General features: G+C 70.9%; 13 protein-coding genes. 5 read left to right on the top strand and 8 right to left on the bottom strand.

Translation table 11 applies throughout. The annotated features are described in order from the left end of the window. Nucleotides 1-28: 28 nt before the first annotated feature. From pgl to tkt, 5 genes are read right to left on the bottom strand one after another with little or no spacing between them, the layout of a single operon-like run. Nucleotides 29-811, bottom strand: a complete 783-nt coding sequence (pgl, locus tag ACFXPL_RS28830) for a 6-phosphogluconolactonase (protein ID WP_384925052.1) — start codon at nucleotides 809-811, stop codon at nucleotides 29-31. Further along, a complete protein-coding gene (opcA, locus tag ACFXPL_RS28835; RefSeq protein ID WP_384925054.1) occupies nucleotides 808-1,848 on the bottom strand; it encodes a glucose-6-phosphate dehydrogenase assembly protein OpcA in 1,041 nt (346 codons plus the stop codon). The genes pgl and opcA overlap by 4 nt, the downstream gene beginning before the upstream one ends. After that, complete coding sequence (gene zwf, locus ACFXPL_RS28840; protein WP_384925056.1) at nucleotides 1,845-3,377, bottom strand: glucose-6-phosphate dehydrogenase; 1,533 nt, start codon at nucleotides 3,375-3,377, stop codon at nucleotides 1,845-1,847. The genes opcA and zwf overlap by 4 nt, the downstream gene beginning before the upstream one ends. A gap of 4 nt (nucleotides 3,378-3,381) precedes the next feature. Then, entirely contained in the window at nucleotides 3,382-4,524 is a 1,143-nt protein-coding gene (gene tal, locus ACFXPL_RS28845) for a transaldolase (protein ID WP_384925058.1), read from the bottom strand. Nucleotides 4,525-4,558: 34 nt separating this feature from the next. Then, a complete protein-coding gene (gene tkt, locus ACFXPL_RS28850; protein WP_384925060.1) occupies nucleotides 4,559-6,649 on the bottom strand; it encodes a transketolase in 2,091 nt (696 codons plus the stop codon). A gap of 322 nt (nucleotides 6,650-6,971) precedes the next feature. Here tkt and ACFXPL_RS28855 point away from each other — a divergent pair, with 322 nt between their 5' ends. The 3 genes from ACFXPL_RS28855 to ACFXPL_RS28865 all read left to right on the top strand — a co-directional run bounded on the left by ACFXPL_RS28855 (nucleotide 6,972) and on the right by ACFXPL_RS28865 (nucleotide 9,799). Continuing rightward, the gene (locus ACFXPL_RS28855) at nucleotides 6,972-7,925 is read left to right on the top strand and encodes a heme o synthase (protein WP_384925062.1); all 954 of its coding nucleotides are present in this window, start codon (nucleotides 6,972-6,974) and stop codon (nucleotides 7,923-7,925) included. 136 nt (nucleotides 7,926-8,061) lie between these two features. Further along, a complete protein-coding gene (locus tag ACFXPL_RS28860; RefSeq protein WP_384925064.1) occupies nucleotides 8,062-8,442 on the top strand; it encodes a hypothetical protein in 381 nt (126 codons plus the stop codon). A gap of 181 nt (nucleotides 8,443-8,623) precedes the next feature. Next, on the top strand, nucleotides 8,624-9,799 hold the full coding sequence (locus ACFXPL_RS28865) for an amidohydrolase (protein WP_384925066.1): 1,176 nt from the start codon (nucleotides 8,624-8,626) through the stop codon (nucleotides 9,797-9,799). Nucleotides 9,800-9,801: 2 nt separating this feature from the next. Here ACFXPL_RS28865 and ACFXPL_RS28870 read toward each other — a convergent pair whose 3' ends face one another. From ACFXPL_RS28870 to ACFXPL_RS28880, 3 genes are all read right to left on the bottom strand, one after another. After that, nucleotides 9,802-10,776 (bottom strand): heme A synthase, encoded by a 975-nt coding sequence (locus ACFXPL_RS28870; RefSeq protein WP_384925068.1) that lies wholly within the window; start codon nucleotides 10,774-10,776, stop codon nucleotides 9,802-9,804. 99 nt (nucleotides 10,777-10,875) lie between these two features. Continuing rightward, the gene (locus tag ACFXPL_RS28875; RefSeq protein ID WP_384925070.1) at nucleotides 10,876-11,685 is read right to left on the bottom strand and encodes an ABC transporter permease; all 810 of its coding nucleotides are present in this window, start codon (nucleotides 11,683-11,685) and stop codon (nucleotides 10,876-10,878) included. After that, on the bottom strand, nucleotides 11,682-12,665 hold the full coding sequence (locus ACFXPL_RS28880; protein ID WP_384925072.1) for an ABC transporter ATP-binding protein: 984 nt from the start codon (nucleotides 12,663-12,665) through the stop codon (nucleotides 11,682-11,684). The genes ACFXPL_RS28875 and ACFXPL_RS28880 overlap by 4 nt, the downstream gene beginning before the upstream one ends. Before the next feature lie 178 nt (nucleotides 12,666-12,843). Between ACFXPL_RS28880 and ACFXPL_RS28885 the strand changes: the two genes are divergently transcribed. Next, nucleotides 12,844-13,587 (top strand): helix-turn-helix transcriptional regulator, encoded by a 744-nt coding sequence (locus ACFXPL_RS28885; RefSeq protein ID WP_384925074.1) that lies wholly within the window; start codon nucleotides 12,844-12,846, stop codon nucleotides 13,585-13,587. After that, entirely contained in the window at nucleotides 13,584-15,005 is a 1,422-nt protein-coding gene (gene sufB, locus ACFXPL_RS28890) for a Fe-S cluster assembly protein SufB (RefSeq protein ID WP_384925076.1), read from the top strand. Before ACFXPL_RS28885 ends, sufB begins: the two co-directional genes overlap by 4 nt. Nucleotides 15,006-15,023 lie beyond the last annotated feature (18 nt).

Consider the following 15,023-nt stretch of genomic DNA (forward strand, 5'->3'; position numbering starts at 1 on the left):
GAACCGGGCCGCGCGCGGGTACGGGACCTCAGGCGGAGGCCGGGGGGTACAGCTCGCGGGGGAGGGCCGAGGCCGCCGCCGCGTCCAGCAGCCACAGGGTGCGGCTGCGGCCGTACGCGCCCGCCGCCGGGGCCTGGATCTCGCCCGCGCCGGACAGCGCGATCTCCGCCGCCTTCGCCTTGTCCTCGCCCGCCGCCAGCAGCCAGACCTCGTGCGCCGCGCGGATCGCGGGCAGGGTGAGGGAGATCCGCAGCGGCGGCGGCTTGGGCGCGCCGTGCACCGCGACCACCGTGCGCTCGGTCTCCCGGACGCCCGGCAGCTCAGGGAAGAGCGACGCGACATGGGTGTCAGGTCCGACGCCCAGCATCAGCACGTCGAAGGTCGGCACCGGACCGTGGTCCTCGGGCCTGGCCGCCGCCGCCAGCTCCGTGGCGTACGCGGCGGCCGCCGCCTCCACATCGCTGCCGTACGGACCGTCCGAGGCGGCCATCGCGTGCACCCGGCTCGGGTCCAGCGGCACCGAGTCGAGCAGTGCCTCCCGGGCCTGGGTGATGTTCCGCTCCGGGTCGCCCTCCGGCAGGAAGCGTTCGTCGCCCCACCACAGGTCGAGCCGCGACCAGTCCACCGCGTCCCTGGCGGGCGCCGCCGACAGCGCGGCCAGCAGCCCGTTGCCGTTGCGCCCGCCCGTCAGCACCACCGACGCGGAGCCGCGCGCGGCCTGGGCGTCCACGATCTTCGTGATCAGCCGGGCCGCCGCGGCCTGCGCCATCAGCTCCTTGTCGCGGTGGACGACGAGCTGCGGAGCGCTCACTTCGACGCCGCCTTCTTCACCGGCATGCTCGCCGGCGTGACCGGATGCGCGGGCGTGTGCTCCGACGAACCCGCCTCCCTCGTCGGCAGGGGCGGCAGGGAGGAGGACTTCGAGTCCCCCAGCCGGTGCACACCGAACTTCAGCGCCGAGGCGTAGGTGTCGTCCGGGTCGAGCCGGCGCAGCTCCTCCGTGATCAGCTCCGCGGTGTCCCGCCGCTTCAGGGCGACCGCGCGGTCCGGCTGCCCCTCGATGGAGAGCGTGGCGAGCGAGCCGTCGGCCCGGTCCAGCTTGATCGGCCCGCAGGTCGTCTCCATCCGTACGGCCGTGAGCCCGGGGCCCGAGGAGACGGAGCGCCGTACCGGCACCCCCAGCCGGTTCGCGAGCCACATCGCGAGCAGCTCACCGCTGGGGTTGTGCTCCTCGCCCTCCACCTCGACCGAGGTGACCTTGCAGTCCACCTGGTCCAGGGCCGCCGCGACCATCGAGCGCCACGGCGTGATCCTGGTCCAGGACAGATCGGTGTCGCCCGGGGTGTAGGCGTCGGCGCGGGCCGTCAGCTCCTCCACCGGGTGCTCGGCGGCGTACGTGTCCGTCACCCGGCGCTGTGCCAGCCTGCCCAGCGCGTCCTTGGCCGGGTTGACCGGCGAGTTGACCGGCCACCAGACCACGACGGGGGCGTCGGGCAGCAGCAACGGCAGCACCACCGACTGGGCGTGGTCCGTCACCTCGCCGTACAGCCGCAGGACGACCGTCTCGCCGGTGCCCGCGTCCGTGCCGACCCGTACTTCGGCGTCGAGCCGGGCCTGCGCCCGGTCGCGCGCCGAGCGCGAGACCCGCTTCACGACGACGAGCTTGCGCGACGGGTGCTCGCGGGACGCCTCGTTGGCGGCCTTGAGCGCGTCGTACGCGTTCTCCTCGTCGGTGACGATGACCAGCGTGAGGACCATGCCGACCGCGGGGGTGCCGATCGCGCGACGCCCCTGCACGAGCGCCTTGTTGATCTTGCTGGACGTGGTGTCCGTAAGGTCGATCTTCATGGCCGACGCCAGCTCCGTCCGTCTCGTGCGAGCATTTCGTCCGCCTCGACCGGACCCCAGGTCCCGGACGCGTACTGCGCGGGCTTGCCGTGCTTGTCCCAGTAGTGCTCGATCGGATCGAGGATCTTCCAGGACAGCTCGACCTCCTCCAATCGCGGGAAGAGGTTCGAGTCGCCGAGCAGCACATCGAGGATGAGCCGTTCGTACGCCTCGGGGCTGGACTCCGTGAAGGACTCGCCGTACGCGAAGTCCATCGAGACGTCCCGGACCTCCATGGAGGTGCCGGGGACCTTCGAGCCGAACCTCATCGTCACGCCCTCGTCCGGCTGGACGCGGATGACCAGGGCGTTCTGCCCCAGCTCCTCCGTGGCCGTGTGGTCGAAGGGCGAGTGCGGCGCGCGCTGGAAGACGACCGCGATCTCCGTGACCCTGCGGCCGAGCCGCTTGCCGGTACGGAGGTAGAAGGGGACGCCCGCCCAGCGGCGGTTGTCGATCTCCAGCTTCACCGCGGCATAGGTGTCGGTCTTCGACCGGGCGTCGATCCCGTCCTCCTGGAGATAGCCGACGGCCTGCTCGCCGCCCTGCCAGCCCGCGGCGTACTGCCCGCGCACCGTGCCCTCTCCCAGGTCCTTGGGCAGCTTCACCGCACCCAGCACCTTGGTCTTCTCCGCGACCAGCGCGTCCGCGTCGAAGGAGGCGGGCTCCTCCATCGCGGTCAGCGCGAGCAACTGGAGGAGGTGGTTCTGGATGACGTCACGGGCCGCGCCGATGCCGTCGTAGTAGCCGGCCCGGCCGCCGATGCCGATGTCCTCGGCCATGGTGATCTGGACGTGGTCGACGTACGACCGGTTCCAGATCGGCTCGAAGAGGGTGTTGGCGAACCGGAGCGCCAGGATGTTCTGGACGGTCTCCTTGCCCAGGTAGTGGTCGATCCTGAAGACCTCGTTGGACGGGAAGACCTCGTGGACGACCTTGTTCAGTTCCTTGGCGGAGGCCAGGTCGTGCCCGAACGGCTTCTCGATGACGGCGCGGCGCCAGGAGCCCTCCGTCTGATCGGCCAGCCCGTGCTTCTTGAGCTGCTGGACGACCTGCGGGAAGAACTTCGGCGGCACGGAGAGGTAGAACGCGAAGTTCCCGCCCGTGCCCTGGGCCTTGTCCAGCTCCGCGATCGTCGCCTTCAGGTTCTCGAACGCGTCGTCGTCGTCGAAGTCGCCCTGGACGAAGCGCATCCCCTGGACGAGCTGCTGCCAGACCTCCTCGCGGAACGGCGTACGCGCGTGCTCCTTGACCGCGTCGTGCACCTCCTGCGCGAAGTCCTCGTCCTGCCATTCACGGCGGGCGAAGCCGACGAGGGAGAAGCCCGGCGGCAGCAGACCACGGTTGGCGAGGTCGTAGACCGCAGGCATCAGCTTTTTGCGGGACAAATCGCCCGTGACGCCAAAGATGACCAGGCCCGACGGCCCCGCGATACGCGGGAGCCGTCGGTCCGCGGCGTCACGGAGCGGGTTCGCTCCGTGGGTTGCGGTCAAGGGTTCAGCCCTCCGAAGGGGCGAGGCGCTTGAGCTCCGCCTCGGTCGACTTGAGCAGATCGGTCCAGGACGCCTCGAACTTCTCGACGCCCTCGTCCTCAAGGAGCTGGACGACCTCGTCGTACGAGATGCCCAGCTTCTCCAGGGCCGCCAGCTCGGCGCGCGCCGTGTCGTACGTGCCGCGCACCGTGTCACCGGTGATCCGGCCGTGGTCGGCGGTCGCCTCCAGGGTGGCCTCCGGCATGGTGTTCACCGTGTTGGGCGCGACCAGCTCGTCCACGTACAGCGTGTCCTTGTACGCGGGGTCCTTGACGCCCGTCGAGGCCCACAGCGGACGCTGCTTGTTGGCCTGCGCGCGGTCCAGGGCGGCCCAGCGCTCCGACGCCGGAGTCGATTTGCCGGCAAGGCCGAACACCTCCTCGTACGCCTCGTACGCGAGGCGCGCGTTGGCCAGGGCGGCCTTGCCGCGGGCCTCCTTGGCCTCCGGGGTGCCCAGCGCGTCGAGCCGCTTGTCGATCTCGGTGTCCACGCGGGACACGAAGAAGGACGCCACCGAGTGGATCTTGGAAAGGTCGAGGCCCGCGGCCTTAGCCTTCTCCAGACCCGTGACGTAGGCGTCCATGACCTCGCGGTACCGCTCCAGCGAGAAGATCAGCGTGACGTTCACGCTGATGCCCCGGCCGATGGTCTCGGTGATCGCGGGCAGCCCCGCCTTCGTCGCCGGGATCTTGATGAGGGTGTTCGGGCGGTCCACCAGCCAGGCGAGCTGCTTGGCCTCGGCGATGGTCGCCGTGGTGCTGTGCGCGAGACGGGGGTCGACCTCGATGGAGACCCGGCCGTCCTGGCCCTGCGTCGCGTCGAAGACGGGGCGCAGGATGTCGGCGGCGTCCCGGACGTCCGCCGTCGTGATCATGCGGATGGCTTCCTCGACGGTGACCTTCCGGGCCGCGAGGTCGGTGAGCTGGGTCTCGTACCCGTCGCCGCCCGAGATCGCCTTCTGGAAGATCGACGGGTTGGTGGTGACACCCACCACGTGGGACTGGTCGAGGAGCTCCGCCAGGTTCCCGGACGTGATCCGCTTGCGCGACAGGTCGTCGAGCCAGATCGCGACGCCTTCGTCGGAGAGGCGCTTGAGTGCGTCTGTCATGAGGTTTGCATCTCCTACAGTTCGTATATGAGCGTCAGCGCGCTGCGGCCTCAAGAGATTCCCGGGCGGCGGTGACCACGGCGTCCGCGGTGAAACCGAACTCGCGGAAAAGGACCTTGGCGTCCGCCGAAGCCCCGAAGTGCTCCAGTGACACGATCCGGCCCGCGTCGCCCACGTACCGGTACCAGGTGAGCCCGATGCCGGCCTCGACCGCCACACGCGCCTTCACGGCCGGCGGCAGGACGCTGTCCTTGTACGCCTGGTCCTGCTCCTCGAACCACTCGACCGACGGCATCGAGACGACCCGCGCCGGCACCCCGGCCGCCTGGAGCCGCTCACGCGCCTCCACCGCGAGCTGCACCTCGGAGCCCGTACCGATCAGCACGACCTCCGGAGCGGCGGCCTGTCCGTCCGCGCCCTCGGCCTCGAACAGGACGTAACCGCCCTTCGCCGCGTCCTCGTTGGCCGCGTACGTCGGCACGCCCTGGCGGGTCAGCGCCAGACCGTGCGGAGCGCCCTTGTCGTGCCGCTTGAGGATCTCGGCCCAGGCGGTCACCGTCTCGTTGGCGTCGGCCGGGCGGACGATGTTCAGGCCGGGGATGGCGCGCAGCGCCGACAGGTGCTCGACCGGCTGGTGCGTCGGGCCGTCCTCGCCGAGGCCGATGGAGTCGTGCGTCCACACGTACGTGACGGGGGCCTGCATCAGCGCGGCGAGCCGGACGGCGGGTCGCATGTAGTCGGAGAACACCAGGAAGGTGCCTCCGTAGATACGGGTGTTGCCGTGCAGCGCGATGCCGTTCATCGTCGAGCCCATCGCGTGCTCGCGGATGCCGTAGTGCACCGTGCGGCCGTAAGGCGACGCCTCCGGCAGCGGGTTGCCCGCGGGGAGGAACGACGACGTCTTGTCGATGGTGGTGTTGTTCGAGCCCGCGAGGTCGGCGGAGCCGCCCCACAGCTCGGGGATGACCTCGCCCAGCGCCTGGAGGACCTTGCCGGACGCGGCGCGCGTGGCGACGGCCTTGCCGGTCTCGAACACGGGCAGCTTGTCCTGCCACCCCTCGGGCAGCTCGCCCGCCCGCACGCGGTCGAACGTGGCAGCGCGCTCCGGGTTGGCGGTGCGCCAGGCGGCGAAGGTCTTCTCCCACGCCGCGCGGATCTCGCGGCCCCGGTCGAGCGCCTCACGCGTGTGCGCGATGACCTCGTCCTCGACGGCGAAGGACTTCTCGGGGTCGAAGCCGAGCACCGCCTTCGTCGCGGCGACCTCGTCGGCGCCGAGCGCCGAGCCGTGCGCCGCCTCGGTGTTCTGCGCGTTCGGCGCGGGCCAGGCGATGATCGAGCGGGCCGCGATGAACGACGGGCGCCCCGTCTCGGCCTTGGCCGCCTTCAGCGCCTCGTACAGCGCCTCGGGGTCGAGGTCGCCGTCCGGCGCCTGCTCGACCCGCTGGACGTGCCAGCCGTACGCCTCGTACCGCTTCAGGGTGTCCTCGGAGACCGCGGTCTCCGTGTCCCCCTCGATCGAGATGTGGTTGTCGTCCCACAGCAGGACCAGATTGCCCAGCTTCTGGTGCCCGGCCAGCGAGGACGCCTCGGCGGAGATGCCCTCCTGGAGGCAGCCGTCGCCCGCGATCGCGTAGATGGTGTGGTCGAACGGCGAGGTGCCCGCCGCGGCCTCCGGGTCGTACAGTCCGCGCTCGTACCGCGCGGCCATCGCCATGCCCACCGCGTTCGCGACACCCTGTCCGAGGGGGCCCGTCGTGGTCTCCACGCCGACCGTGTGCCCGTGCTCCGGGTGACCCGGGGTCTTCGAGCCCCAGGTACGGAAGGACTCCAGGTCGGTCAGCTCCAGGCCGTACCCGGCCAGGTAGAGCTGGGTGTAGAGCGTCAGGGACGAGTGGCCCACCGAGAGGATGAACCGGTCACGGCCGGTCCACTGCGCGTCGGAGGGGTCGTGCCGCATCAGCTTCTGGAAGAGCACGTACGCGGCGGGGGCCAGGCTCATGGCCGTACCCGGATGGCCGTTGCCGACCTTCTGTACGGAATCCATGGCCAGGACGCGGGCGGTGTCTACAGCCCGACGGTCCAATTCGGTCCATTCAAGGTCTGTGGTGGTCGGCTTGGTGCTCACCCTGAGTCAGGGCTCCTCTCCACATGTTCTCATCCCGGTGTCTGAGGGCGCACCGGGTCGTTGTCGAGCCTACCCGCAGCATCCGACATCTTTCCGAGCGTCTTTCCAGGGTGCGGTGCGTGCGGGGACTTCGCCTCTCGGCGGGCTGTCGGCAGGGTGTACGGGGCGGGTCAGGACCGCGTTCAACACGGCGTTCAACACGACTCCGCACGCCCCACCCCGGCGACAAACGGGATATGGGCAACGTCTAGAGTGGCGCGGTAAGAGCAAGCCTTTACGGGGCCTTCACGCCCGGATGCTTGCTGGGATTTCTCTGTCAGGGGTGTGCGTGACGGCCGTCGAGTCCCGACCCGCAGGGGTCGCCTTGACTCCGAGCTCGGGGGGCCACCGGCCGTTCGGTGCCCGCGTCAAGGCGTTCGTGATGCTGACCAAGCCGCGGATCATCGAACTGCTGCTGATCACCACCGTTCCGGTGATGTTCCTGGCCCAGCAGGGCGTACCGAATCTGCTGCTGGTGCTCACTACGTGTATTGGCGGTTATCTCTCCGCCGGTGGCGCCAATGCGCTCAACATGTATATCGACCGCGACATCGACGCGCTGATGGACCGTACGTCGCAGCGCCCACTCGTCACGGGAATGGTCTCGCCGCGTGAAGGGCTGGTCTTCGGCCTCACGTTGACGGTCGTCTCGACCCTCTGGTTCGGATTTCTCGTCAACTGGCTGTCCGCGGCCCTCTCGCTGGGCGCACTGCTCCTCTACGTGGTCCTCTACACGATGATCCTCAAGCGCCGCACCTCCCAGAACATCGTCTGGGGCGGTATCGCGGGGTGCATGCCGGTGCTGATCGGCTGGTCGGCCGTGACGAACTCGATGTCCTGGGCCGCCGTCATCCTCTTCCTGGTCATGTTCTTCTGGACCCCGCCGCACTACTGGCCCCTGTCGATGCGGGTCAAGGCGGACTACGAGCGCGTGGGCGTCCCCATGCTGCCGGTCGTCGCGACCAACCGCGTGGTGGCCCGCCAGATCGTCCTCTACAGCTGGGTGATGGTCGGCGTCTCCCTGCTGCTGACGCCGCTGGGGTACACCGGGTGGTTCTACACGACGGTGGCGCTCCTGGCCGGCGGCTTCTGGCTCTGGGAGGCGCACGGGCTCCAGTCGCGCGCCAGGGCCGGGGAGTCGGGCGCGAAGCTCAAGGAGATGCGGCTGTTCCACTGGTCCATCACCTATGTGTCGCTGCTCTTCGTGGCCGTCGCGGTGGACCCCTTCCTCCGCTGACCCCCTGGGGGACGCTGCCACCCCTGTGGGACACCTCTCTCCGAGAGACGCCTTTCCGGTGACGGGCGGGCCGCGTGGTCAAGGCCACGTGGCCCGCCCGTCGCCCGTTGATCTACCCGTCGGTAGCATCCCGTTCATGGCAGAGACCCAGCAGGCAGACCAGAGCGGCGAGACCGGCGAGAGCAACGCACGGACCCGGCACGAGGCGCGCGCCGAGCGCAGGGCCGCCCGGCTCGCGAAGCGGATCGGCGCCTTCGCCGGACAGCACGGCGGCGCCGAGGGACAGCTCGCGTACATGGGGCAGGCCGGCACCCGGATCGTGCTCGTCGGCGAGGACGGCGCGTGGGGCGATCTCGTCGCGCCCACCCACGCGGTCGCGAGCGCCGCGGCGGAGCGGGCCGGGCTCACCCTCCACGAGTCCTTCGACGGCGCGTTCGCGGCCAAGGTGCGCACCGGACCGTACGAGTGGGGACGGATGGCCGGACTCCAGCTCGGCGGCCGGCCCGACCACACCTGATCCGCCCGGTGTGCGCCCCCGCAATGCTCCCCGAGCGCTCCCGGAGAGATCCCCGGGGCGCCACCGGAATCCTCGTTCACCCGTTAGGACTGTGAGGAGTGACGACCAGGTCGTCGGACCGTCGGTCACCGGTCCGGCCGGTCGTGCGGTCCATGATCCACGGTCCACGACGGGAAGCCCGATGATCGAGACAGCGTCCCTCGTGGACCAGTACTGCCACGGCGTGGTCACCACGGAGCTGGGGCTCGGCACCTTCGAGGCCCAGCTCCGCGGGGCCGCGCAGGCCGCCCCCGGCACCACCTTCTTCGACACCCAGACAGGGGTGGCGGTACGGCGCTGGTGCCCGCCGCTGCTCGGTCTGGAGCCGCACTGCACACCGGCCCGCTATCTGGCCCGCCGCCGGGAGCTCGGCTCCCTCGAAGTCTCCCGGCGGCTGCTGCGCGCCACGGGGATCTCCACCTATCTGGTCGACACCGACGGCACCCACGACGACGGCACCCACGGCGCCGCAGGCTCGCCCGATGAACTGACCGGGCCCGCGGAGACCGCGGCGATGGGGGCCGCCCGCGGCCGGGAGATCGTCCGGCTCGAACCTCTTGCCGCGCGGGTCGCCGCCACCGCGGGCGGCGTCGGATCCTTCCTCGCCGGGCTCGCCGAGGCCGTTCACACCGCCGCCGCGTCGGCCGTCGCGCTCAGCGCCGCCGCCACGACCCGCCCCGGTCTCGCTCTCGACCCCGAGCCGCCGGGCCCCGGCGAGGTGCGCGGCGCCGCCGGCCGCTGGCTCTCCGGGCGCGGTCCCGGGAGGGGGCCCGGCCCTGGAAGGGGTCCCGGCCCCGGAGAGAATCGTGGCCCGGGGCCCGGGGGAGGCCCGTACATCGACCCCGTACTCCTGCGCCATCTCCACTGGACCGCCGTCGGCACCGGGCTGCCGCTGCACCTGGACACCGGAGGCGGCGCCGACGCGTACCCCTTCGCGGCGGCCATGGCGGGCGTCGGCGGCGCGCTCGTCCTGCGGGACACGTATCCGTACCACCGCGACGCGGCCCGCCTCACGGGCCTCTTCCCTCAGGTGTACGCCGACCTGGGCTCCGTCCTCACCCGTACGGGGGCCGGGGCCGCGGGCGTGCTCGCGGAGATGCTGGAGAGCGCGCCGTTCGGGAAGCTGCTCTTCTCGACCGGCGCGCGCGGGCTGCCCGAACTGCATCTGGTGGGGGCCCGGGTCTTCCGGGCCGCGCTGGAGCGGGTCCTCGGCTGCTGGGTACGTGACGGGGGGTGGCCGGTGGGCGACGCCCGGCGGGTGGCGGGGCTGATCGCGGCGGGCAACGCCCGCCGCGTCCACGGCCTCGCGGACGGCTGACCTCAGACGGCCGCGCGCGCCGGGTCCTGGTCCGCCTGGGCGGGGATCTCCGCCGTCGTGACGGGCCGCTCCCGCATGCTCACCGCGACCCGCAGGACGGCGATCCACACCACGGCCGAGCCGAACATGTGGCAGGCCACCAGGACCTCCGGGGAGTCGGTGAAGTACTGCACGTAGCCGATGGCGCCCTGCGCGAGCAGGATCAGCAGCAGGTCCCGGGCGCGCGCCCGGGTGTCGGCGGGGGCGTCCACCACCCGCAGCACCAGCCACATCGCCACCGCCAGCGCGCAGACGACCCAGGCGAACGCCGCGTGCACATGGGCGACGGTGATGTAGTCGAAAGGCATGCGCGGCACATCGCTGCTGTCGCCCGCGTGCCGGCCGGAACCCGTCACCGTCGTACCCGCCGCGATCAGCACCACCGACGAGACGATCAGCGCCCAGGACAGCTTCCGCACCGGGCGCGGGACGCGCGGGCGGGGGGCGCCGTCGCCCTCGTGCGTGCGCAGCCAGGTGAGCGTGGTGACCGTGAGGAGGGCACTGGCGGCCAGGAAGTGGCCCGCCACCGTCCACGGGTTGAGCTCCGTGAGCACCGTGATGCCGCCGATGACCCCGTTGGCCATCACGAGCCAGAACTGCGACCAGGCGAGCTTGGTCAGACCGGGCCGCCGGGGCTTGACGGAGCGCGCCGCGATGATCGCCCAGCCGACCGCCGCGCTCAGCACGTACGTCAGCATCCGGTTGCCGAACTCGATCGCCCCGTGCAGCCCCTGCTCGGGGGTGGCGATGAGGCTGCCCTCCGTGCACTTGGGCCAGGTGTCGCAGCCGAGGCCGGAACCGGTCAGCCGGACCGCGCCGCCGGTCACGATGATGAGCACGCTCATCACGACGGCGGAGAAGGCGGCGCGCCGGAGGATACGGGGGGAGGGTGTCCAGCGCTGGGCGATGTACGCGAGGGGGTTCAACACGGCCACCATGCTAGGACGGAGCTTGTGCAGGTTTTCACGAGGGGTACGTATGCCGCGTGCGCGCTGGTGGGGCGGGCACCCGGCGGGCGGACACCCGCTCCCCGCGGCCTACTCCCAGCGGAAGAGACGGCCCGCCGCGCCGAGGCCGAGCGCGGCCCACACCGCCAGTACCCCGAGACCGCCCCAGGGGACCCCCGCCCCGTGCTGGAGCACATCGCGCAGCCCGCCGGAGAGCGCCGAGATCGGCAGCAGCTCCAGCACCGCGCGCGCCGCGTCGGGGAACCGGTCCAGCGGCACGATCACCCCGCCACCGACCAGCAGCAGCAGGAAGACCAGATTCGCGGCGGCCAGCGTCGCCTCCGCCTTGAGCGTGCCCGCCATCAGCAGCCCCAGCCCGGAGAACGCGGCGGTGCCGAGGACGAGCAGCAGCAGTACGGCGAGGGGGTTGCCGTGCGGCGACCAGCCGAGACCGAACGCGATCACCGTCAGCAGCACGACCTGAAGGACCTCCGTGACCAGCACGGAGAGCGTCTTGGCCGTCATCAGGGCCCAGCGGGGCAGCGGCGACACCGCGAGCCGCTTGAGCACCCCGTACCGCCGCTCGAAACCGGTGGCGATGGCCTGCCCGGTGAACGCCGTGGACATCACCGCCAGCGCCAGCACGCCCGGCGCGAGGAAGTCGACCGCCCTCCCCTCGCCCGTGTCGACCACGTCGACCGTGGAGAAGAGGACCAGCAGCAGCGACGGGATGATCACGGTCAGCAGGAGCTGCTCGCCGTTGCGCAGCAGCAGTTTCGTCTCGAACGCCGTCTGCGTCGCGATCATGCGCGCCAGGGGGGCCGCGCCGGGCGCCGGGGTGTACGTACCGCCGCTGGTGGCGCCCTTACCGCCGGCGGCTCCGCCGGTGCTCGTACTCATGGACGCAGCTCCTTGCCGGTCAGTTCGAGGAACACGTCCTCCAGGGTGTGCCGCTCGACGGAGATCCCGTCCGCCATGACGCCGTGCTGCGCGCACCAGGAGGCCACCGTGGCCAGCAGCTGCGGGTCGATCGAGCCGCTGATGCGGTACGCGCCCGGCGACAGCTCGGCGGCCTCGGAGCCGTCGGGCAGGGCCTTCAGCAGCGAGCCGAGGTCGAGCCCTTGGCGTCCGGTGAAGCGCAGGGTGTTCTCGGCGCCGCCGCGGCACAGCTCCTCGGGGCTGCCCTGCGCGATGACCCGGCCCGCGTCGATGATCACGACGTCGTCCGCCAGTTCCTCGGCCTCGTCCATGAAGTGCGTGGTCAGCACCACCCCGACGCCGTCGGCGCGCAGCTCGCGTACCAGCTCCCAGGTGGAGCGGCGGGCCTGCGGGTCGAGCCCGGCGGTCGGCTCGTCCAGGAAGACCAGCTCGGGGCGGCCGACCACGGCCAGCGCCAGCGCGAGCCGCTGCTGCTGGCCGCCGGAGAGCCGCCGGTAGGTCGTACGGCCGCAGCCACCGAGGCCGAGCCGTTCGATCAGGGCGTCCACGTCCAGCGGGTGGGCGTGCAGCCGGGCCATGTGGCGGAGCATCTCCCCGGCGCGCGCGCCGGAGTACACGCCGCCCGACTGGAGCATCACCCCGATGCGGGGGCGCAGCCTGGCGGCGTCGGCGACCGGGTCCAGGCCGAGGACCCGTACCGAGCCCGCGTCGGGCCTGCGGTAGCCCTCGCACGTCTCGATCGTGGTGGTCTTGCCGGCTCCGTTGGGGCCGAGGACCGCGGTGACCGTACCGGCGCCGACCACCAGGTCGAGGCCGTCCACCGCGGTGCTGGTGCCGTACCGTTTGACCAGGCCACGGACCTCTACGAGGGGCGTTCCCGCGGGCGGGCCCACGGTCGTGCCGCTGTCGGGCAGGGGGCCACCCGGGAAGACGCTGCGCATGCCGGGAAGTCTAGGCAGGGCGGGCGCGCCCGGGTCCGGCGGGGGCGCGAGGTGGACGAAAGGGGCACCGGAAGGGCCGGAAAGAGCCTTTCTTAGGTAACCCTTAGTGATGAAGCGCACCGGCACCCGTCCGGCACCTCGGTTGTCAGCGCCGAAGGAATTACGCAACAATGGCGTTGTGAAATACGTTGGCGAGGCTCCGCAGGAGGAACTCGCGACCGGTGAGCACTCCACTCGCAACCGGGTCGCGCGCTCCATCCTGGACCACGGCCCGTCCACCGTCTCCGACCTGGCGAAGCGCCTCGGGCTCACCCAGGCGGCCGTCCGCCGCCATCTCGACGCGCTGGCCGCCGACTCCGTGGTGGAGCCGCGCGACCAGCGGGTCTACGGCTCGCGCGGACGCGGCAGGCCCGCCAAGGTGTTCGCCCTGACGGACTGCGGCCGGGACGCCTTCGACCAGTCCTACGACCAGCTCGCCGCCGACGCCCTGAAGTGGATCGCGGCCTCCGCCGGCGGCGGCGCACCGGGCGAGGCGGCCGTCGCCGCCTTCGCCCGCGCCCGGATCGCCGCCCAGGCCGAGAGCTACCGGAAGTCGGTCGAGGCGGCGGGGCCCGGCGGGCGCACCGAGGCGCTCGCGAAGGCGTTGAGCGCCGACGGGTACGCTGCTACGGCCCGCGGCGCGCCGGGCCAGCAGGGCGAGCAGCTCTGCCAGCACCACTGCCCAGTGGCGCATGTCGCCCAGAAGTTCCCGCAGCTCTGCGAGGCGGAGACGGAGTTCTTCTCCCAGCTTCTCGGGACGCATGTGCAGCGGCTCGCCACCATCGCCCACGGTGACGGCGTGTGCACGACCTTCATTCCCCGCGCCACCCCACAGACCACCGATCACGCATCCGAAAGCACAGCCGGGAGGAACCCCGCATGACGCTCCCCACCGAGACTGCCCATCCTGAGCTCGAAGGCCTGGGTACGTACGAATTCGGCTGGGCGGACTCCGACGCCGCCGGTGCCGCGGCCAAGCGCGGCCTCTCCGAGGCTGTCGTGCGCGACATCTCGCAGAAGAAGAACGAGCCGGAGTGGATGCTGAAGCTGCGGCTCAAGGGTCTGCGGCTGTTCGACAAGAAGCCCATGCCGAACTGGGGCTCCGACCTGTCGGGCATCGACTTCGACAACATCAAGTACTTCGTCCGCTCCACCGAGAAGCAGGCCGCTTCCTGGGAGGACCTGCCGGAGGACATCAAGAACACGTACGACAAGCTCGGCATCCCGGAGGCGGAGAAGCAGCGCCTCGTGGCCGGTGTCGCCGCCCAGTACGAGTCGGAGGTCGTCTACCACCAGATCCGTGAGGACCTGGAGGAGAAGGGTGTCATCTTCAAGGACACCGACACCGCGCTGAAGGAGCACCCGGAGCTCTTCCAGGAGTACTTCGGCACGATCATCCCGGTCGGCGACAACAAGTTCGCGTCGCTGAACTCGGCCGTGTGGTCCGGCGGATCGTTCATCTACGTGCCGAAGGGTGTGCACGTCGACATCCCGCTCCAGGCCTACTTCCGTATCAACACGGAGAACATGGGCCAGTTCGAGCGGACGCTGATCATCGTCGACGAGGACGCCTACGTCCACTACGTGGAGGGCTGCACCGCCCCGATCTACTCCTCGGACTCGCTGCACAGCGCCGTCGTCGAGATCATCGTCAAGAAGGGCGGCCGCTGCCGCTACACGACCATCCAGAACTGGTCGAACAACGTCTACAACCTGGTCACCAAGCGCGCCGTGGCGTACGAGGGCGCGACCATGGAGTGGGTCGACGGCAACATCGGCTCCAAGGTCACCATGAAGTACCCGGCCGTCTACCTGATGGGCGAGCACGCCAAGGGCGAGACGCTCTCCATCGCCTTCGCGGGCGAGGGCCAGCACCAGGACGCGGGCGCCAAGATGGTCCACATGGCCCCCAACACCTCGTCCAACATCGTCTCCAAGTCGGTGGCGCGCGGTGGCGGCCGTACCTCCTACCGCGGTCTGATCGAGATCGGTGAGGGCGCCGAGGGCTCCAAGTCCAACGTGCTCTGCGACGCGCTGCTGGTCGACACCATCTCGCGCTCCGACACGTACCCGTACGTCGACGTCCGCGAGGACGACGTGTCGATGGGCCACGAGGCGACCGTCTCCAAGGTCTCCGAGGACCAGCTCTTCTACCTGATGAGCCGCGGTCTCTCCGAGTTCGAGGCGATGGCGATGATCGTGCGCGGCTTCGTCGAGCCGATCGCCAAGGAGCTGCCCATGGAGTACGCGCTGGAACTGAACCGGCTGATCGAGCTCCAGATGGAAGGCTCCGTCGGCTAGCCGGACCGGCCGGCCGGA

It is taken from the genome of Streptomyces sp. NPDC059092, assembly GCF_042756365.1.
Lineage (GTDB): Bacteria > Actinomycetota > Actinomycetes > Streptomycetales > Streptomycetaceae > Streptomyces.